Origin of the sequence: Methylocystis sp. WRRC1 (assembly GCF_020733155.1) — a bacterium.
GTDB lineage: Bacteria > Pseudomonadota > Alphaproteobacteria > Rhizobiales > Beijerinckiaceae > Methylocystis.
On record NZ_JAJFZJ010000001.1, the window covers coordinates 746,423 to 767,440 of the forward strand.

The window sequence follows — 21,018 nt, forward strand, 5'->3', positions numbered from 1 at the left end:
GCCTTGCCGTGAAACCGACCGAACCGCGCCGCTCACATTGTCGAAATCACGCCGCCTTCGAGCTTCACCACGCGATCCGCCAGCGCCAGACTTGCCGGGCGGTGCGTGATGAGAATGACCGTGCGACCCGCCAGACAATCGCGCAATTCCCCTATCAACGAAGCCTCGCCTTGCGGGTCGAACATGGCCGTCGCTTCATCGAGCGCGAGGATCGGCGGATTCTTTATCAAGGCGCGCGCAAGAGCAATGCGTTGGCGCTGCCCACCTGACAATCTGACGCCGTCATCGCCGATGACGGTGTCATAACCGGCCGGCAGTCGGCTTATGAAATCATGCGCCTGGGCCGAGTGCGCAGCACGTTCAATCGCGGCCTGCTCCGCCCGCGGATCGCCGAATCCGATATTGGCGCGCACGCTCGAATTGAACAAAAGCACGCGTTGCGGAACGACGCCGATCTGACTGCGCAGACTATGCAGGTCGACGTTTGCAATATCGACGCCGTCGATGAAAATGCGGCCAGCGTCGAGCTCATAGAGCCGCATCAAGAGGTGCATTAGCGTGCTCTTGCCGGCGCCGTTGTGACCGGTGATCGCAATGGTTTCGCCCGCCCTGATATGAAAATCGAGGCTTTTCAGAACGGGCGGTCGGCCCGGATAATGAAAACTCACGCCGCGAAATTCAATTTCGCCGCGAACGCGCTGCAAGGTGAGGCCTGTTTGAGCGATCGGCTCTCGCCGCTCGGCAAGCACGCGATGCAGGCGCTCCAGAGTCCCGCGCGCCATCTGCGTCCGGCCATACAGGCCAGCTATCGCGCCGATCGGACGCGACAGCATCGCAGAGTAGAGAATGAAACTGACCAATCCGGCAGGCGTCAGGGAACCTTGCGCCATTTGACCCGTGGCGACCCAGAGCAAAAGCACGACTGCGCTCGCGGCGATAAGCTGCACCGCCGGATCGAGCGCAGCATAGATTCGCTGCTGAAGCGTGCTTAGACGGACGACATTGTATATCTGTCTGCGGTAACGTTGCCCTTCTTGCTTCTCCCGCGTATACATCTTTATGATTGGTAGCATGCCGAGATTTTCCTCGGCGATGGCGACAGAGGTCGCCTCCGCTTCCTGGAGTTCGCAGGAAAGCGGCCGCAGTTTACGACCGACGATCTTCAAAAGCAGGATGAAGATCGGCGTCAGGCCCGCGACAAGCCCCGCGAGCAAGACATCGATCGAAAACATTTGCAGGATTGCGCCAAAGATCGTCAGCAGATTCGGCGCCGCAGCGATGAAGGTGCCGGTAATGAATTCGCTGAGTTGCGAAATTTCACGTGTTATGAGCGCAAGAATGTCTCCCCTCGGCCGCTGATGATAAAAGGAGAGCGGCAGCGCCTGCAAATGATCGTAGATGCGGACGCGTAGGTCGGCCAATATGCGTTCGGAGACGCTGGCGACCAAATATCCGTTGAGAAACTTCAACAGCGCTTGAGCCGCCAATGCGGCGAGGAGCGCCAGCAGCGTCGAACCGACAGGCCCCGGCCCTTGCGACAGCATGTCCCCCGCAAATCGGCCGCCAAGCCAGGGCACGACAAGCGCCGCGCCCGTTTCGGCAAGCGTAACGCCGCTCGCGAAGAGCAGAGAGACGCGATATGGCGCCGCGTAAGCGACAAGAGCGCGAAGGTTCAACTTTGTCGACGGAGGTTGAGCCATTTGACGCCCCCCATAACCGACCGTCGCAAATAGAGCCAGGGTAAAAAATTGAATCGGGCGTCGGCATATTTCCATCGCATATAGGGTGGCGGCGGGAAGATCATCTCACGCAGAAACGCCAGCTTTTGTCCGGCCGAACCGAGCGAACAAAAATCCATCCATTTTTGACGCAAGCTTCCGCATCGAAGATATTTCGAGGCGAGCTCGACGCCAGCCGCCTCCTTGAGAGTCACGGACACATAGTGTGGCAAATTGGCCCTGAAAGAAGTCCGGGCGCCTTCGAGCCCGTCCAGACAGGCTTCACACAACCCCTTCGCTGTCGCCAGGCGGAGGAAATCCTGCCACATCGCGTCGGTGAAACTTTGCGCCAGCAGATGGATATCATAGAGCCAGATGAGTCGATCGCCGCTGTAATGGGCTTTTCCGTCAACATAATAGGGAGCAACTTTATGTGTGGCCCGATGCATACACGCAAGCATCAGTGCGTCGACTGGCCCCGCTGTAAGCGCCTTGCCACACAAGCGCGGTATTTTTGTCGCCCGGTCCAGCAGTTCGTTATATGAGAATAACCGTGACAGCAGCTCGGAATTGTTGATTTTCCAATGCAGGTCAATCGTATGGGTGCTCCTGTCATCTACCGTCGACGTGTAGCTGGCCTGATAACTGACGTACGCGCCAGAAACTCCCATGTCGCGGAGGAAGCCGAGGCCCTCGAGAACCTCCTCCGCCTTGGACCGCTCATCAGGCGCGATGAAAAGATCCGTATCGCCGCGCGCGCGCAGAAATGGGCTGCGATAGAGCGAATAGGCGAGCCCAGTGCCCTTGATCGCGATCGGATACACGTCGCGCGCAACCAGAGCGTCGTGAAGTTGCGCCAGGACTATCTGATGGCGCATCTCCCACATCGCGTCGGCGCGGCTGCAGCCACGCAGGGTCTCGAGAAGTGTGGGGGGCCAGCCGACCATGTGCGCCCTGCGTTCGTCGAGAAGAGCCAGCACGCCGTGATATTGCGCCTTATCGAGGAGCGCGTCGGCAAAGTCTTCGCCCCGCGCGGCGGGCCATGGCGCGCGCTCTCCGCGCAGGACATCGCATATCAAGGCTTCCATTGAATGCAAGTCGACAGCGCCTCTTGATTGCGGGAAGCAGGGATCTCCCGGCCATATTCGGGCTCGTTAAAGTCAAATGACATCCAGCGCCTCGTCGGCTTGAATTGTCAGATTGGCTATTCAGACGTCCGGAAACGGATTGAATGGCTGCAGAGCCTGACCTAGCCGGCGGCCCGCCGCAAAACTTCGCCCCTCGAGTTTGACCGCGACAAACCGCATGGTGGGCCGGCTCGCCGCCTCACAGATCGCCTCCGCGTCAGCCGCGTCGTTCTTCTGCCGCTTCACGAAGGGCTTGACGTATGCTGGCGGGATCAACCGAACCTCATGGCCAAGGTCGCCGATGGCCCGCCCCCAGTGATGCGCGCTGCCGCAGGCCTCCATCGCGACGACGCAGCGCGCCTGTTCGGAAAAGAAAACGAGAACTTTCTCCTCGAGAAAGCTTCTTGCGGAACCCCACGCCGCTGTCGGCGCGGGCGCCACCGGCGCGGCGCATCGTGTTCGAAACAGGCCCCTTGTCCGTGTGGTTTTATCACGCCCTTCAAGAAGAAGGATTGCCCGCAATCTGCATTGACGCTCGTCATGCGAAGGCAGCTCTCGACATGGCCGCGAACAAGACCGATGCGAATGCGGCATCATGAAGAGGTTCGGTTTGATCGCGCCACCGGGCAAGGGCGGCTCATTCGAGAAGAATGTCCGCCCCCTTCCTGCTGATCAGGACAGGCTGGCGTCGATCGTGCTGCCGATGCTGGACGCGTGGCGAAGCGTTCGAATTCGCGCCGCCGAACTTGGACGCCAGCTCATAGCGGCTGCACGCCAAAGCCATGCTTGCCGTATCCTTATGTCAATTCCTGGTGTCGGCGCGATCACGGCGACCTCCTTCGCGACTGCGATCGAGGACCCGAATAATTTCAAGAATTCGCGCTCGGCTGGCGCTTTGCCTGGGTTGACGACCCGGCGCTATCAGTCAGGTGAGGTGGACTATGACGGCCACATATCCCGACGCGGCGATCGCCATTTACGAGGGCTTCTCTACAAGGCGGCGACAGTCATCCTGACGGGCAGTTCAGCCGACAGCGGCTTGCGGACATGGGGGCTCGCGCTCAAACAGAGGCTTGGTTTCAAGCGAGCCGCAGTCGCAGTCGCGCGCAAGCGGGCGGTCATAATGCACGCAATGCTCAAAAAAACGGGGACCTTCTTCAACCGAATGGCGGGGATAGCCGCATAACAGTTTCGAGATAGCGTTCGCATCGAGCGCGCCAGAACGTCCCTGCCGGGACGTGGGCCGAGCCATTCCGTTTGATACGATGCGCCGCTGCCTCAACGAAGTGCGACATCCACATTTGAAGGCTCTTCCCGCGAAGCCCCATCGTGCGGCGACCGATGTCGACCGCGAAGGCGACCCTGCACCCCGCATACGCGTTCGACGCTCGCATAATCGCTTGGATCTACACCCGCGATTAGACGACACCATCAGTTCATATCCCCAGATGAGTCAGCGTCAGTGAGCACGGGTATAAATAGTAGAAACAATGTTGCCACTATGCTCCTGAACTGCTTCAGCGGCGTCGGTAGGTGGAGCGGGGAAAACATGTCATCAAAAATGTATAAAATCCTCTGCTGTTGACTCCATCTTGGAGTCTGACGATTGGCAATTCTAAAAATATCTTAAATGCGATCAGAAAGGGCGCAGTCTCATATATGGAATGATGCCCCGAGCGTGAACGAAGATCGATCGAATCATGAACACTGGATTCGCAATGTCGATGGGTTAACCAATTCTTGCTGAAAAGGGCTCAGTATTGCCGCGCTTAAGCAAGCCGAGCTGTTGGTGAATGCCGCCTTGTAGCAATATACTGTCGTATATTATTCGTGTATTGAGCGATTCCTCGACTGAGGAGTATAAAATAATGGGAATTGGGCTTTGGCAGAAGCGGGAGAGAACGAAAAATCTGTCCGGAAACTTACACGAATGGGAGGGTGGCTTCTGACAAACTCGCTGTTATGTATTGGAGGTAATAACTTTTCGCGCTGTCGGACGCCAATCGCGTCAGATAGGCAAGGACTTTGAGGCGGTGATGGGTAAGACACGAAGATTGTTGGTATGTTTGCATTTCGCGACATCGATCGCCGCTTGTGTCGCTCCGATCGCCGGGGTTTCGGCCTTTGATCGCAGCGGCAGGGAGCATTGGGTCCGCAGCAACGGTCCACCTGGCCTTGGACCCTGGATTCCCGGCGTATGGGATCCCAACGGGAGCTATGTCGGAGGGTCGGGCTCTCCAGGCTGGAGAGTTTTTGGTCCGGATGCGATAATGACGGCCCAGTACCCTTGGGGATACACGGCGCCCTATGTTCGCGCCGGCCGCGTATGCGTTGGGAATCTATTCGCTACCAATGGCGTCGGGATCCTTGTGCGCTACCAGAAAGTTCGTCCGGCAATTTATTGTGAGCCTGACTGAAAGAGATCTGCCCGATTGCGCTTCGAAGATTCTGTTTGCTCACTACCGTCCTGCACCGCAGATCAGGTAACGGAGGTAACGATGTCGTTGCATTTGAGAACCGCGATTGATCCCGATGACGCCCATCGACAGTTTCTTATGTCGATTGTGAAGGTCGCGAGCATCGCGGTTGTGGCTCTGCTGGTGGGATTTTTCTTGTCGACCGCAATCACTAAATAGCTTAACGCTGTTGTGGGCACCCGCGTTTTTTCTGCGGCGCCTAAAAGGGATGGTGTGATAAGGCCGGTGCTGTACTTGTTTATCTGCGCGTCCTCAGAAAGTGGCCAACCGTCCGAGTGTCCCCATGAGGTGATGATCACCGAGCGCCGCTTTGGAGCATAAAGTGCGAGGGCGCGAAGAGTCCCCAAACGCCCAGAACGCCAATTGTTCTGCACCGCCGTTCCTGCGCCGCCTGGCGCCTGCTTTTGGATATCGAGCAGCGCGCAACGCCGGGTAAGATGCTATGCGGCTCTCGAAGCTTGAGCAAGACGTCGGTGGCGACGCCGCTCTAGCTATTTTGATGTTAGTCCGAATTTCGCTGCGGCATTCAGTAAACTGTGCCGTGCATCTATTGCATAGTCATCAACCTACAAGCGTCAACTCGACGCAAAACTTCTTTGCTACTGTTGCTATGAGACGCTCTAGCCCGCGGATGTCGCGCTCGACCACATCGAAGCGCAAATCGACGAAGTAGCTGGAATAATGCTTAGCAGTTGATTTGATGAATCATTCGCTGTCGGCACATTGATCTCATCTGATCGAGGGTTACATACATCATGTAGGATAGGGCTCGGTCAATATCTTGAGTATTAATGGAGCTAAGCCATGGGAGTTCGCACTCAGCTAATGCGTGGCGCGTCGCGAAGCGCGTGGGCCGCCGGTTTGTTTGCCACAGCGACAGCTGCAGTAGCGCAAACAGTTCTTACCCCGCCACAAACATTTGTTTGGACGTGGAACGGCCCAGACAAAAATGTCCTCAATCAGGGCGGCGATGTAATCAAGAACACGCAGGCGGCTATACAACTGGGAAAGGCGCTGTTCTGGGACCAGCAAGCAGGAAGCGATGGTGTAGCGTGCGCCAGCTGTCACTTCCATGCTGGCGCAGACACCCGCCGCACCAACCAACTTAATCCAGGCTTCAAGGACATCTCCTTCGGCCCGAATGGCGATTTTCAATTCGGGTCCATCCGATCGGATACGGGCGCCGTCCTTCCAGGCAATATGCGTTCAGGCGCCAAAGCGGATTCAAATTACACTCTGCAGCCCAGCGACATGCCTTTTCATAAGCTTAGCGACGAATCCAACCGCGACTCGGCGATTGAGAGCACTACCAACGACCGCGTTTCATCCCAGGGAGCATTTGACTCCTCTTTCATTCGAATGAACCCTTACAAGGAGCATTGCAAGAAGCCTGACTCTTCGATTTTCCATGCAGGGAGAGGCGCTGCCCGGCAGGTGGAGCCTCGCAATACGCCAACGATGATCAATGCGGTGTTTTTCCATCGCAATTTCTGGGATGGGCGCGCCAACAACCTCTTCAACGGCGTTGGCGTGTTTGGCATGCGCGATTACGCTGATCCCACGAAGCGCTTGCTCACTTTTGCAGGAAGCACTCCTCAGGCTCAGTTGCTTGCCATCGAGAACGCCAGCCTCGCATCGCAGTCGGTCGGGCCGCCCCTTAGCGACCTTGAAAGCTCATGTTCTGGAAGAACCTTCCCTGACCTGGGACGAAAGATGATCAATGCCCAGCCGCTCAAGGGCCAAGATGTTTCGGAGACCGACAGCGTTCTTGGTGGTCTGGTCCATGCTTCGGGTAAGGGGCTCTCAGGGCAATACACCGACCTTATCAAGAGGGCTTTTCAGGAGAAATGGTGGAATACGCCCGGGAAATACAGCATCTCTCCCGGTGGGATCTGGAACAAGGACAATAGCGCAAAGGGCTACACCCAGATGGAGAATAACTTCTCGATGTTCTGGGGTCTCGCCGTCATGCTCTACGAGGCGTCGCTGATCTCCAATCAGAGTGAGTTCGACAGACTTCAACAAACGGGCGATCTGGTGATGAGGACGTCATTTGGAGGCCCGCCCGGTCCCGGAAACTGTAATATGTCTGCGACGCTGCTTGCAGATCCCGACAAGGCGTTGCTGCAGCGTGGTTGCACAATTTTTTCGCGGAATGTTACGGTGGCCACGCCGCCAGATGGAATCCGCGGGGGCGGCTGCTTCATTTGCCACAATGCAACTGGCGGAGGCACAAACAGGGTAAGTGATAATACTGCTGCTCCGGCCCGCTCCTTCCAGCCTCTGCTGGCCGAGGGCACGACGTCACTTCCTTTAACCGAGTACGGAGCTACGCCGTCAACTACCGTTCCACCGACCGACGAGACGTTCAGCATATTGCTGAACCCGGTCCCAGACGTTGACCAAGTGAGATCCCTCAGAGACCAAGGCTTTGCAGGCATCGGTCTACGACCTGTGTTCTCCGATATGATGAGCGGTGGGGCAGATCCCTATTGCGACAACGCTACCCCGCCTAATTGTGGGCCGCTCGCATACGGCCGTCAGTATTGGCAATATCTGGACGCTTTAGCGGCTGGCGCGCCTAACCCGGAGAACAAGCTTCTTGATCCGGTGCTCAGGCGACTTGTCCTGGGACCCGCGGGACCTTATGCGGGTGGGGCGGTCAGGCCTGCGCGCCCGTTTGATCCGCCATTGGCAACTCCACTACCGCCTAATGGCGCCCCGTTTGCGAAGCTTGAAGACGACGGATCTTCCAAGGCTCCGATACTGCGTAACGTTGCGCTCACCCCGCCATATTTCAGCTGGGGAGGTTACCCATCGCTACGACAGGTGCTGAAGACTTACAACCGGGGCATGAATCGGCGTGTGATTGACGCGGCGAATGATCCTGACAACGCGAGCGGGCCCAGCGGGACGACGCACTGCATCACGGGAGATGACTCAGGCACCGGCGCCGATGGAAATCGCACACTCGCCCAACTAGCGAGCACGGGTTCCGATTGCGGCACCAATACGACCGGCGCTATTCAGCGATTGGGGTTACTGGATTGCGATCAGCAAGCCAATCGGGGGTCGGCAGGCTCCGGAAAGCCTTGTTGGGACGGAACGGGTGTAATTGGGTCAGGTCAAAAAACATCCGCTAACGACGACCTGGCGGCGTTGGAGCGTTTCCTGAAGTCGTTGACCGACCGTCGCGTGCAATGCAGCGCGGCCCCCTTTGACCATCCGTCGCTGTCGGTTAATGACGGACATATTCCGCTGACCCCGCCGCTGAAGGACAAACGAGCCAAGGATATTGTCCATGTATTGCCCGCCGTCGGCGCCAATGGGTACGATCCAACGAAACCGGGTTATTGCATTCCGAATGCGGGCGATCTGTTCGCGCCGGGGATGCAGGCGACATCTGGCGGTCCGTTAGCGCCGCCTATTTCGCCCTGAACGACTAATGCCAACGGCTTCGCTGCGTGACTCACCGGGGATTCCCCTGGCGCGGATTTTCTGGCTCATTTGGCGCGGAGGAGATTCGCGCCATGCCAGCAGCGGTCAAACTTCGAGAGGACTTCTCGGCTGAGGGTAAGGCCGTATGTCCGCTTCTGCGACTGAGGTAGCTCGCTCTACGCTGTGCGAGCGAGGGTTGCTCGGTGTTCCGAGCCGAGCCTCAGCGCAGGAGAGCGAGCCATGGAGCGGTCTGCAGAAATTTTTGTTGGGATCGACGTTTCGAAGGCGCGCAATGCGATTGCCGTCGCCACGGAGGGACGCAGCGGCGAGGTGCGTTATGTCGGTGAAGTTGACTCCTCCGTCGACAGTATGCGTCGCTTGATCAAGCGCATTACCTCCAGACACCCGCAGGCACATTTTTGTTATGAAGCCGGACCGACCGGCTACGGCCTGCACCGGCTCATCATTTCCATGGGGTTCCCTTGCTCCGTCGTGGTGCCGTCGCTCATTCCGCGCAAGCCAGGCGATCGGGTCAAGACCAACCGGCGCGACGCCGTTGCGCTCGCCAAGTTGCTTCGAGCCGGGGAATTGACTGCTGTGTGGGCGCCGGACGAAAGCCATGAAGCGATGCGCGATCTGGTGCGCGCTCGATCCGCCGCGGTTGAAACACTGCGTGTGCATCGTCAGCAGGTGAGCGCATTCATGCTCCGTCACGGTCGGATTTTTCCGCGCAAAACGACTTGGGGCGCTCGTCATCTTCGTTGGCTGCAAGAACAAAAGTTTGATCATCCAGCCCATCAGATCGCGCTGCAGGAGATGGTCGAAGCCGTGAGAATCTCCAAGGAGCGCGCGGAGCGGCTCGAGGCGGCGATCAAAGAGTTCATACCCCAATGGTCGCTGGCGCCTTTGGTCCGGGCGCTCCTGACATTACGCGGGATTGATCTGCTTGTGGCAGTCACCTGCGCCACGGAGCTCGGCGATTTAAGCCGTTTCGATAATCCGCGTCAGCTTATGGGCTATCTCGGCTTGACCCCGAGTGAACGCTCGACGGGTGACACGGTTCGTCGCGGCGGCGTCACCAAGGCCGGCAACGGACGTGTCCGGCATCTGCTGATTGAAAGCGCCTGGACCTACCGTCATCCGCCAAGGGTCGGAAAAGAGAAGCTCTACAAAATTGAAGCCGCGCCGCCGCGCGTAAGAGAGATCGCGTGGAAAGCGCAGAGTCGCCTTACAGCTCGCTATCGCGCACTCAGCGCACGCGGCAAAAAGACAACCGTCGTCTGCGTTGCAATTGCGCGGGAACTCGTTGGCTTCATGTGGTGCATCGCAAAGGAGGCGCAAGTCGCCTAAGCGACGGTTGATTGTCCGCTCGCGCATGGGCGGGGACTGGATCACGGCAGGGGAATACCCGTCAGACGCTTTGTGGCCGGCGACAGCCGACGCCCGATGTAAGATAGGGAAAGCCCCAGACGCATTTTCGGGAATGCGGTAACCAACCCGCGCATAAGAGCTTGATCACCGACGTCTTTCAGATCCAGTCCCTACCCCTGCGCGATAACCTTCCCTTGACGCTGCTGCCCGTGGAGCGAAGTCGCTCGTCAAAATTGTTGACTGCGGACATAAGAGGCGCTGTTACGGCCCCACCTTCAAGCGCGAGATTAAAGCGGCGAGTCTGATCTCCTGATTTGGAGATAAGGCTCGTGTCTAGATTTGATACTTTAACTGAGCCGAACGGCTCCGGGTTACGGCGCATCGAGGTAATCACTGGAGCTGGCGGGCGGCGCCGGTGGTCTGAGGAAGAGAAGGCTCTTGCGGTCGAGGAGTCGCAGGCTCCCGACGCGGTCGTCTCGCAGGTCGCGCGTCGACATGGCGCGACGCCGCAGCAACTTTTCACCTGGCGAAGGGAGGCACGCCGCAGGGCGGAGTCGGAGGGCGCGCCGGCATTTGTTCCGGCCATTGCGGAGAACGGCGGCGCCGCTGTGCATAGGCCATCACCTGCGCCGAAAGCGGAGGCCGCCGCTCCCGTCGTGGAGATCGAGATCGGCGAGGCGCATGTGTGGATCTGGCGTGACGCGGACATCGGCATGGCGACGGCGATCCTGCGCGCGCTGCGAATCTCGCCGGGCTCAAAGTGATCGGCCCGACGGGCGCGGTGCGCGTGATGGTGGCGACGAAGCCGGTCGACTTCCGCAAGGGGGCGGAGGGTCTGGCGGCGCTGGTGCGCGAGACGATTCATTGCGATCCCTTCGACGGCGCGATCTACGTCTTTCGCGCCAGGCGCGCCGACCGCATCAAGCTGCTCTTCTGGGACGGCGCGGGCGTGCGCCTCTTCGCCAAACGACTGGAGGACGGCGAGTTCCGCTGGCCGAAGATCGAAGACGGGGTGATGCGATTGTCGGCGGCGCAATTTTCGGCGCTGCTCGAAGGGCTCGATTGGAAGCGCGTGCATACGAAAGAGACGCCGTCGCCGGCCTTGCCCGGATGAGCTGCGACACAGTGAATCAGGGCGCCGAAGCGTATCGAAAGGCGGCGGAAGATATGCTCTCCTGCGGTTATGGCGCAGCCGATCGAGACGCTTCCCGACGATCCGAACGAACTGAAGGCGATGCTCCTCGCCGAGCGGGCGCGCAATGAGCGCCTCGTTCAGATCATCAAGGAGATGCCGCGCCATCGCTTCGGACGGCGCGCCGAAACGCTTCCCGAAGGCCAGATGCTGCTGGCGCTCGAAGAGGTCAAGCAGACGGAAGCCGGCGCGGCGGCGGAAATGGAAGCCAAATCCGCCGCCGAACGCGAGAAGGCGGCCAGAAAGCGCCGCACGAACCGTGGCGCACTGCCGGCGCATCTTCCGCGCATCGAGACCGTCGTGGACATCGAGGACAATGCCTGCCCGTGCTGCAAGGGACTGCTGCACAAGATCGGCGAAGACGTCTCCGAGCGTAGTGCAGGTGGACGGCTATGCCGGCTATCGCGCGCTGGCGCTTACGAACAGCGTGTCGCTCGCCTTCTGCTGGTCGCATGTCCGCCGGCGCTTCCATGAACTCGCCGCCGCTGGCGCTGCGCCGATCGCTTCGCAGGCGCTCGAACGCATCGGCGCGCTATACGCCATCGAGAGCGACATCCGCGGGCGCAGCCCCGACGAGCGTCGTGACGCGCGGCAGGAAAAATCCCGCCCCATCCTCGACGCCCTCGAGCCATGGCTGCGTGAAAAACTCGCGCTGATCAGCCAGAAGACCAAGCTCGCCGAGGCGATCCGCTACGCGCTCTCGCGCTGGGACGGTTTGACGCGCTTCATCGACGACGGGCGCATCGAGATCGACTCCAACATCGTCGAGCGCGCCATTCGCCCCATCGCCCTAAATCGCAAGAATGCGCTCTTCGCCGGCTCCGACGGCGGGGCCGAAAATTGGGCGATCGTCGCCTCGCTCATCGAGACCTGCAAGCTCCATGGCGTCGATCCGCAGGCCTACATGGCCGACGTCCTCACGAAGATCGTCAACGGCCATCTCGCGAGCAAGCTCGACGAGCTCATGCCCTGGGCCTACGCCCCGCACACCGACCTCAGAGACGTGGCCTGAAAACAGCGCTCTTATGTCCGCAGTCAACAATTTTGACGAGCGACTTCGCTCCACGGGCAGCAGCGTCAAGGGAAGGTTATCGCGCAGGGGTAGGGACTGGATCTGAAAGACGTCGGTGATCAAGCTCTTATGCGCGGGTTGGTTACCGCATTCCCGAAAATGCGTCTGGGGCTTTCCCTATCTTACATCGGGCGTCGGCTGTCGCCGGCCACAAAGCGTCTGACGGGTATTCCCCTGCCGTGATCCAGTCCCCGCCCATGCGCGAGCGGACAATCAACCGTCGCTTAGGCGACTTGCGCCTCCTTTGCGATGCACCACATGAAGCCAACGAGTTCCCGCGCAATTGCAACGCAGACGACGGTTGTCTTTTTGCCGCGTGCGCTGAGTGCGCGATAGCGAGCTGTAAGGCGACTCTGCGCTTTCCACGCGATCTCTCTTACGCGCGGCGGCGCGGCTTCAATTTTGTAGAGCTTCTCTTTTCCGACCCTTGGCGGATGACGGTAGGTCCAGGCGCTTTCAATCAGCAGATGCCGGACACGTCCGTTGCCGGCCTTGGTGACGCCGCCGCGACGAACCGTGTCACCCGTCGAGCGTTCACTCGGGGTCAAGCCGAGATAGCCCATAAGCTGACGCGGATTATCGAAACGGCTTAAATCGCCGAGCTCCGTGGCGCAGGTGACTGCCACAAGCAGATCAATCCCGCGTAATGTCAGGAGCGCCCGGACCAAAGGCGCCAGCGACCATTGGGGTATGAACTCTTTGATCGCCGCCTCGAGCCGCTCCGCGCGCTCCTTGGAGATTCTCACGGCTTCGACCATCTCCTGCAGCGCGATCTGATGGGCTGGATGATCAAACTTTTGTTCTTGCAGCCAACGAAGATGACGAGCGCCCCAAGTCGTTTTGCGCGGAAAAATCCGACCGTGACGGAGCATGAATGCGCTCACCTGCTGACGATGCACACGCAGTGTTTCAACCGCGGCGGATCGAGCGCGCACCAGATCGCGCATCGCTTCATGGCTTTCGTCCGGCGCCCACACAGCAGTCAATTCCCCGGCTCGAAGCAACTTGGCGAGCGCAACGGCGTCGCGCCGGTTGGTCTTGACCCGATCGCCTGGCTTGCGCGGAATGAGCGACGGCACCACGACGGAGCAAGGGAACCCCATGGAAATGATGAGCCGGTGCAGGCCGTAGCCGGTCGGTCCGGCTTCATAACAAAAATGTGCCTGCGGGTGTCTGGAGGTAATGCGCTTGATCAAGCGACGCATACTGTCGACGGAGGAGTCAACTTCACCGACATAACGCACCTCGCCGCTGCGTCCCTCCGTGGCGACGGCAATCGCATTGCGCGCCTTCGAAACGTCGATCCCAACAAAAATTTCTGCAGACCGCTCCATGGCTCGCTCTCCTGCGCTGAGGCTCGGCTCGGAACACCGAGCAACCCTCGCTCGCACAGCGTAGAGCGAGCTACCTCAGTCGCAGAAGCGGACATACGGCCTTACCCTGTTACGCTTGCCGGCAAACGTGATCGCACTCTGATCGCATTCGGTTACGACACGCTCTGCCGTCGTTCGGAACTCGTTAGTCTGAGGGCGGAGGCCTTGTCGGTGACCTCTCGCGGAGTGGCCCAGATTTTGATCCGCCGCTCCAAGAACGACCCCTACGGGAACGGACGTTTGGGCTATGTCTCCAACGGCACATTCGCGCTGCTTCGCGGCTGGCCTGATGCCGCGAAGATCGATCGCGGCTTCATTTTTCGGCGCGTCCGGTCGGGCAAGATAGGCGAAAAGCCCCTGCACCCCTACTCCGTCAATCGGGTCCTCAAAGACGTCGCCTCACGCGCGGGCATTCCAGCTGAAATAGTCAAGGAATTGTCCGGCCACTCGATGCGCGTTGGCGCTGCGCAAGATATGATCGCGTCCGGCATGGGCGCATTGCCGATCATGCGGGCCGGCGGCTGGCGTACAATGAACGTAGTCGCGCGTTACGTAGAGAACACCGACCTTGCCGCGATTATGGGTAACCGCTGATCGACTGATCGAAATTGAGCCTGCCGCCGCTTATGCATCCGCTGGGAGCGTTGTATCCGCCGCCGCGTCCGATACCGTTCTATTTCGTACGATCATGAAATCGCCGAGGACGAGCACGTCCATATTGGTGCGTAGAAAGCAGTCGAGCGCCTCCTCGGGCTTGCACACAACCGGCTCGTTTTCGTTGAAAGAGGTGTTGAGCACCATCGGCACGCCGGTTATGTCGTTGAACGCTGAAATCAGCGCGTGGTAGCGGGAATTGGTCGCTTTCTTGACCGTCTGCAGACGGCCCGACCCGTCGACGTGGGTGACGGCCGGGATCAGCGCGCGTTTCTCTTCCCGGATCTGAAACACCTGCATCATGAAAGGGACGTCGTCGTCCTCTTCGAACCAGTCCGAAACCGCTTCTGACAGAACTGAGGGCGCGAACGGTCGAAACGACTCGCGGCGTTTGATCTTGGCATTCAAAATATTTTTCATGTCCGCGCGCCGCGGATCGCAAATGATCGAGCGATTGCCGAGCGCCCGCGGCCCCCATTCCATGCGCCCTTGGAACCACCCTATGACCTTGCCTTTGGCAACGGCTTCAGCCGTGAGTTTGCAGAGTTCCGTTTCGCTCTCGATTTTCTTCACCGAGCAGCCGGCATCGGCTGTGCGGCTCAATTGGTCCGTCAATAGCCGTTCAATGTAATCCGTCCCATATTGCGGGCCCCAATAGGCGTGGTCCATTTGGAAGGAGCGTTTGCCGCCGCTCTTGTGCCAGACCGCGAAGGCCGCGCCGATCGCGCCGCCGGCGTCGCCCGCCGCAGACTGCACGTAAACGTACTTGAACGGCGTCATGCGACGAATTTTGCCGTTCGCGACCGAGTTCATGGCGCAGCCGCCGGCCAGCGCGATATTCGGAATCTTGTGGCGCGCATAGAGCGCGTTCAGCAGATTGAAGAAGGACTCTTCATACATCGCCTGCGCCGAGCGCGCGATGTCTCGATGATGATCCTCCAACGGCTCATTGGGCATGCGTCGCGGACCGAGCAATTGCTCGAGCGCCGGCGTGAAGAGGTCGACATATTCGGGCGAACCACCCTGCCACTCGAAAGTGATCTTTTCCTTGTGGTGAATGAAGTATCGAAGATCGAGTTCATACGCGCCGTCACTCTTCAGGCGAACGATCTGACGCATCTGCGGTAGATAACGAGGCGCGCCATAAGGCGCGAGCCCCATGACCTTGTATTCGTCGCCGTAATGCGGAAAGCCGAGATACTGGGTGATAGCCTGGTAGAAGATCCCAAGCGAATGAGGGAAACCCACACGTTTCTCTATGTCGATCGAGCCGCCGCGGCCGACGCCCCACGCGCCGCTCGCGAAATCGCCGAAGCCGTCGATGGAAACGACAACCGCCTCGCGGAATGGAGAAACGTGAAAAGCGGAGGAGAGATGCGCGAGATGGTGCTCGACATGCTCGACAACGTGTGGCCAACGCCTTCCCGGAAAATGGCGTTCGAGCAATTCACTGACGCCTTCTCTCGAACCGCGATTCTTCAATCGCTCCACAATGAGTGAGAAGTGCGGATGGCCCGTGAGTAAAAAGATGAGCTTACGAGAGAGATTAACCCGACTGTCTTGATTAAGCGCGATGCAATCGACGTTGCCGATGTCGACGCCGGCCTCGACCAGGCAATAGCGAATTGCTTCGACTGGAAAACCGGCCCAGTGCTTTATACGTCGGAATCGTTCCTCTTCAGCGGCGGCAACTAAAACGCCGTCGCGAACGATACATGCCGAAGCGTCGCCATGAAAGGCATTTAAACCTAGAATAATCAATGCGTTACTGCCTTGCCTTGCGGCGCATTCCGCGATGTCAGATAAAGGCTGTCGGCGACGAAGACCAAGGGCCGAACCGCCAAGGAGATCCCGCGCAACCATTCGGAACGTTCCACCGCCGCACGCCCCGTAGTCGAATACATTTCTGCGTCCGACGGTTGCAGTCCAAGACCGAAATAACAGTCAACTTCGATTTCGGCATTCCCGAATACCTCTTCAAATGTGTTCCGCAACTCCCAAGGCATCCAGTAACGCACTTCAAACCCCTGCGGTTCGCGAAAACGACGCCGCAGGAGATGTTGCAACGATCGTAAGCCAATGGCCGACGCCATTTGGATTTTCACTGTGCCGTCCGGCCGCGTGACGCGGGCGATTTCGTTGAGCGCGCGGCGGGAGTCGGTCTTCGAGAAATGCTGGAGGACGCTGTAGGAGAAGGCAACGTCGACAGCCTCTTTACGAAACGGAAGATGACGGGCGTCGGCGACGACGACGTCAAAAGCGAGTCCCAACCTGTCGGCCAGACGTTTCGCCGCCAGAACCGCGCCGAGACTCGGATCGATGCCGATCGACCGATAGCCCTTGGCCGCCGCCGCTATCGACCACCGCCCCCAGCTACACCCGATATCGAGCAACCGTCTTCGATCGGCGTCCGCTGGGGGGAGTCGCAGTTCCGGCAACGGGATTTTGTCGAGCCGGCCAATAACATTCTTGTAAGCAATGCCATTGGTGGCGCCGACGAGAATAGAGACGACCGGATCGATACAATTTTCGTTGGAAGCGGCCGCCGCCGACGCTATGCGTTTTTCCTCGTCGGAGACGCCAAGGGTTTCGATAAACAGCCGATCATCACGTTCTCCGCGCATCCATCTCGCTGCAGCATCGAGGGATTTCTGCGCCAAACCGATTGTGTGCGCGACATCTTCCCGCAGCAAAACTGGAACGCCCTGCACGATGGGGAAGGCGTGACCATGCGTGCACCGCATAGTATCGCCTTCGAAAATCAGGTTGGCGCCATCGATCGGGCAGGAGAGGAGATCGAAGCAACTTGCGCTATTCGGTTTCACTGCATTTTCCCTCACACGTGCCGCGGCGCTCGCGCAAATAAACTGCCTCCATCTGCTCGGCGATCCCACGCCAAGAGAAACTGCTGGCTGCGGCGGACGCGCCGAGCGCTCCCATCCTCTGACGTCTGGCGTCATCACTCAGTAGGTCGGCAAGAGCTTTTCCAAAGGTTTCAGGATCGCCGTCGACAACGAGTCCGGCGCCGCACCAAGGGAATGAGATGTATTTCGGGATCGTCGTCCTCGCCGATCGCGCCTTCAGGATCACCGCCCGCAGCGTTGAAGTAACTTAGGCGGGCCGAGTGCTGCCCGTAGGCCGCGCCAAAATCGTCCAATATCCGCTCGCAGACGAGCTTGGCGAAGCCGTATGGTTTTTCACGGAGTCGGCTTGTCCTCTCTCAACGACCGGTCAACGATTTCCATGGCAATTATTATTTCGGCGAGCGTGCGCTGAAGGACGTATAGCCAGCCTGGCCAGCCATCGAGAATGCACCCTTTGATAAGCAGAGCATAGAAGAACATGAGAATAGGCGCCGGCCAAGCCATGCGCCGCAGGCGATCGATCGCGCGCAATCCAGCAGGGGGGTCTGCAAGCAGATGTTCGGCTTCAAGTCGAGCGTAATTCTGCTGGGAACGCAACCAACGGGCCAGCGACTTGCGATCGTCATGCAGGACCTTCGCCGACAGACGTTGGACTGGCCCTGCGACTTCCAATCGCTGCGTATGCCCGCTCTGGACGTAACGTGCGCCTTGCCGTCGAAAAAGCAGCGTCGCACGGGGATACAAGCCTCCCCGCAAACGGTGGCCCTTGATGCAATAAATGAAGTCGGCCGAGTAGGCGTCGCAGTCGCCGGGCGCCAGTCCGGCTAATTCGGTTACAAATTCGGCGGTCAGCAAATAGTCCGCGTCGAGCGCCAATATCCAGTCGGTCGCAATGTCCGTCTCCGCAATGGCGAAGTTCCACTGATTGGCGTGCTTGTCGAATCGGCGCTGGACGATCCGCACGTTTAGAAAACCCGAAACAATGGGTATGGTCGCATCAGTACTGTAACTGTCGACGACGACAATATCATCGGCCCAATTTAGCGCGCTCAATGTTCTTCCAATATTTGCTTCCTCATTATAGGTCAGGATGACGGGAGTGATGGCTTTCAGCATGACGACGGAACGTTCAAACACTCTTGATAAACATTCTCTATCCGTTCGGAAACGCGCGCCCAGGAAAAGCGCTCGGCGGCGGCCTTCGCCCCGGCCCGGCCCATTCGCTCCCGCGTCTCGGCGTCGTTCAGCAGCGTGAGCAGCGCGCGCCCAAACATTTCGGGCGCTCCGTCCGCGACGACGCCCGCGCCGGTCTCCCGCACGGACTGCGCAAGGCCGACTTGCGGCGTCACTACGACCGGCCGCCCACAGGCCATCGCCTCCAGAGCCGCGACACCGAAGTTTTCCGAATAAGAGGCCATTGCGAAGACGTGACAGGAGCGGAGGAGACGCCACTTGGCCGCACCATGAACAGGCCCCTGAAAAAGGATCCTGTCGCCAACGCCGGCCTCTTTGGCGCAAACTTCGAGCCGCTCGCAGTACCCCTCTTCGTCATTGCCGGCGATTACAAGTTCGGCCTGCGGAACATAGGCCATGGCGGCGATCAGTCGGTCGAGCCCTTTCTTCCAGTTGACGCGGCCGAGCGAGAGCACGCGCAGCCGCTTCTCGCACTGCTCGTCCAACTCCTCCGGCGGCATGTCGACGCCGTTGGGAATAATATCGACGCGCGACGGCTTGAACCCCAGCTTACGTATCTCCACTGCTTCGACCTCGGCGGTGAGATGCAGCGCGGCGGCGCCCCTGACATTGGCGCGTTCGAACAGTTCGATCCAAGAGGTCTTGAGCAGCCAACTCTTCTTGCGGATAAGATCGCCGACAAGCATCCCCCGCGGCGTGAGCACGTATGGAATTTGGCGCCGCTGCGCTAAGCGCGCCGCAAAGGTCGTCGGCCACAGAAAGACGGAATGCAGGTGCAGAATGTCGAAGGCGTCGATGCGCTGATCGAGGGCCCGCGCCATCAGGGGAGACCGATAAAGGCGCCGACCGAGGCCCGTGCCAAAATACCAGATCTGAACACCGTCGAGATCGACCGCTTGCTCGAGAGGAACGTCGGAGACGCTCGACCCGTCGACATCGGTGGTGAACACATGAACCTCATGCCCGCGCGCCGCCAGCGCCTTGCATAGCCCGTGCACGGAGTAGATCGGCCCACCATACCGCGTCGCAGGAAGGTATGTCGGAACAACGTGAAGAATGCGCATCAATAACTATCTTAACTTGTGCATTTCCGTGTTTCGTGATAGGAATTCATTCGCTTTAAGGTCTTTAAATCTGGCGATGAAACGTTGTATTAGCATTGCGATTATTGACGCATAAAATACAGATCCGATGAGTTTTATATACGCCGTCCCAAAGTACGCCAGCGACAAGCTCGGCAAAATACATAAAGACGCAGATATTAGCGCAGACGTTGAAGAATGGTCTCTGAGAAAGTGGTAGACATACCCAACAATAATCCCAATTATTCCGATTCCAAACAGCGCGCCGATATACCCGAAATCTATATAAAGTTCACCGATATTTCCAATGCTGATAGACGTATTTTCATTCCATATGTATCCAAGCCCCGTATACTTTGCCGTTATAACTGTATCGCTCGGCAGAGGGGGCTTATCAGGAAAAAAAATTCTCGGAAACAGAAGGTGTTCTATTACTGCCTTTGTCAAATTACCATCTTCATGGGGTGCGCCAGCCGGAACGTGCGCCATTGTCAATGCCAGATACTCTATGTACCCGTGACGGGAAACGAGACGATTGAACCCGTCGGCGAATTTCTCGCCTGTAATCCCGCCGGCGGCGGCAGAAAGATAATCGAGTCTATCTGTCAAAGCCACATCGACAAACTGTGCGCCGCTACCCCGGTTAACAAACATGCGGTAGCCAGGCTTAACTGCGGTCCAGAAAATGGCGACGAACATAATCGTCGCGCCAGCCAAACCTACGATGACGACGTCCCTGAATCCAAGCCGGGGACGAGATGCGAGAGCGGCAACGAATAGAGTCAAGATGGAGAATTTGAATTCCGCGAAAAATCCCGTCATTCCAAATGTGATTTCGAAGAGCATCACGCTGGTGAGAACTCCAAGGTGGCGATCTCGTCGGAGACACCAATAGGCGAACGAAAAAAGTCCGGCATATTTGATTTCTGCCAAGTGCAGGAACAGTTCACGGGCCGGCCCGGCAACGTTCGAAATAGCGGAAAACAAATATCCCATAGCCATAATTGTGAAGGCATAGCGTTTTATTTGATCATAACCCCATAGGCTTGCTTCAATTTCTATCCTTTGTTTGAACGATTGCCTCTTAGATGATCCTGAGCCGATTCGAAGCCCCAGACCAAGAGAAGCAACGCCGGCAAGTCCAAAAGCAGCTGAACTTTCGATATCGGCACCATATATCGACAAGGATTGTAACGGAACTTGCTCCCAAATTGTTGATAGTGGAAGAATCGCCACTTCCGACCACTGGAACAGAGCTGGCAACAGCAGGATCGGTGGATCGCGCGCGTCCCAGAGCAAATGAACCAAAAACGCCAGACACAGGCCGGACAACACCACGGGCATCGGCGTCGGGCTTGCAACACTGCCCAAGGCGCTGATCAAAAATCCAAAGACGATCGCCGCTCGCGCCGCCGGCGGCTTTGAAGCAACCGCAAAAGAAGCGTTCACTTTCATT

Annotated in this window: 13 protein-coding genes and 3 pseudogenes; 7 read left to right on the top strand and 9 right to left on the bottom strand. The window is 58.5% G+C overall.

Annotation, left to right across the window (positions count from 1 at the left end; genetic code table 11):
* Nucleotides 1-32: 32 nt before the first annotated feature.
* From LG047_RS03765 to LG047_RS03775, 3 genes and pseudogenes are all read right to left on the bottom strand, one after another.
* Nucleotides 33-1,700: an ABC transporter ATP-binding protein gene (locus LG047_RS03765; protein WP_227965510.1), complete on the bottom strand. Its 1,668-nt coding sequence runs from the start codon at nucleotides 1,698-1,700 to the stop codon at nucleotides 33-35.
* Nucleotides 1,673-2,806, bottom strand: a complete 1,134-nt coding sequence (locus LG047_RS03770; protein ID WP_227965511.1) for a nucleotidyltransferase family protein — start codon at nucleotides 2,804-2,806, stop codon at nucleotides 1,673-1,675. Before LG047_RS03770 ends, LG047_RS03765 begins: the two co-directional genes overlap by 28 nt.
* Before the next feature lie 198 nt (nucleotides 2,807-3,004).
* Nucleotides 3,005-3,299 (bottom strand): annotated as a pseudogene (locus LG047_RS03775) (IS110 family transposase); the annotation flags it as partial.
* On the opposite strand from LG047_RS03775, the pseudogene LG047_RS03780 reads away from it, so the two are divergent.
* The 6 genes and pseudogenes from LG047_RS03780 to LG047_RS03805 form a co-directional block, all read left to right on the top strand.
* Nucleotides 3,268-4,031 (top strand): annotated as a pseudogene (locus LG047_RS03780) (transposase); the annotation flags it as partial. The pseudogenes LG047_RS03775 and LG047_RS03780 overlap by 32 nt on opposite strands.
* A gap of 2,152 nt (nucleotides 4,032-6,183) precedes the next feature.
* Nucleotides 6,184-8,760, top strand: coding sequence for a cytochrome c peroxidase (locus LG047_RS03785; protein ID WP_227965512.1), 2,577 nt, complete (start codon nucleotides 6,184-6,186; stop codon nucleotides 8,758-8,760).
* Nucleotides 8,761-9,000: 240 nt separating this feature from the next.
* A complete protein-coding gene (locus LG047_RS03790) occupies nucleotides 9,001-10,110 on the top strand; it encodes an IS110 family transposase (protein WP_227965513.1) in 1,110 nt (369 codons plus the stop codon).
* A 350-nt stretch (nucleotides 10,111-10,460) separates the two neighbouring features.
* Nucleotides 10,461-10,895 (top strand): transposase, encoded by a 435-nt coding sequence (locus tag LG047_RS03795; RefSeq protein ID WP_227965516.1) that lies wholly within the window; start codon nucleotides 10,461-10,463, stop codon nucleotides 10,893-10,895.
* The gene (gene tnpB / locus LG047_RS03800) at nucleotides 10,892-11,245 is read left to right on the top strand and encodes an IS66 family insertion sequence element accessory protein TnpB (protein ID WP_227965518.1); all 354 of its coding nucleotides are present in this window, start codon (nucleotides 10,892-10,894) and stop codon (nucleotides 11,243-11,245) included. The genes LG047_RS03795 and tnpB overlap by 4 nt, the downstream gene beginning before the upstream one ends.
* Before the next feature lie 69 nt (nucleotides 11,246-11,314).
* Nucleotides 11,315-12,335: pseudogene (locus LG047_RS03805) on the top strand (IS66 family transposase).
* A 284-nt stretch (nucleotides 12,336-12,619) separates the two neighbouring features.
* Here the strand turns inward: LG047_RS03805 and LG047_RS03810 are convergent.
* Nucleotides 12,620-13,729, bottom strand: a complete 1,110-nt coding sequence (locus LG047_RS03810) for an IS110 family transposase (protein ID WP_227965513.1) — start codon at nucleotides 13,727-13,729, stop codon at nucleotides 12,620-12,622.
* Nucleotides 13,730-13,822: 93 nt separating this feature from the next.
* Between LG047_RS03810 and LG047_RS03815 the strand changes: the two genes are divergently transcribed.
* On the top strand, nucleotides 13,823-14,362 hold the full coding sequence (locus tag LG047_RS03815; protein WP_227968425.1) for a tyrosine-type recombinase/integrase: 540 nt from the start codon (nucleotides 13,823-13,825) through the stop codon (nucleotides 14,360-14,362).
* A gap of 30 nt (nucleotides 14,363-14,392) precedes the next feature.
* Here LG047_RS03815 and LG047_RS03820 read toward each other — a convergent pair whose 3' ends face one another.
* The 5 genes from LG047_RS03820 to LG047_RS03840 all read right to left on the bottom strand — a co-directional run bounded on the left by LG047_RS03820 (nucleotide 14,393) and on the right by LG047_RS03840 (nucleotide 21,017).
* Nucleotides 14,393-16,285: a carbamoyltransferase C-terminal domain-containing protein gene (locus LG047_RS03820; protein ID WP_227965520.1), complete on the bottom strand. Its 1,893-nt coding sequence runs from the start codon at nucleotides 16,283-16,285 to the stop codon at nucleotides 14,393-14,395.
* Nucleotides 16,180-17,247 (bottom strand): methyltransferase domain-containing protein, encoded by a 1,068-nt coding sequence (locus LG047_RS03825; RefSeq protein WP_227965522.1) that lies wholly within the window; start codon nucleotides 17,245-17,247, stop codon nucleotides 16,180-16,182. Before LG047_RS03825 ends, LG047_RS03820 begins: the two co-directional genes overlap by 106 nt.
* A gap of 372 nt (nucleotides 17,248-17,619) precedes the next feature.
* Entirely contained in the window at nucleotides 17,620-18,402 is a 783-nt protein-coding gene (locus tag LG047_RS03830; protein WP_227965524.1) for a glycosyltransferase family 2 protein, read from the bottom strand.
* The gene (locus LG047_RS03835) at nucleotides 18,396-19,544 is read right to left on the bottom strand and encodes a glycosyltransferase (RefSeq protein ID WP_227965526.1); all 1,149 of its coding nucleotides are present in this window, start codon (nucleotides 19,542-19,544) and stop codon (nucleotides 18,396-18,398) included. The genes LG047_RS03830 and LG047_RS03835 overlap by 7 nt, the downstream gene beginning before the upstream one ends.
* 6 nt (nucleotides 19,545-19,550) lie before the next feature.
* Complete coding sequence (locus tag LG047_RS03840; RefSeq protein ID WP_227965528.1) at nucleotides 19,551-21,017, bottom strand: hypothetical protein; 1,467 nt, start codon at nucleotides 21,015-21,017, stop codon at nucleotides 19,551-19,553.
* Nucleotide 21,018: the final 1 nt, after the last annotated feature.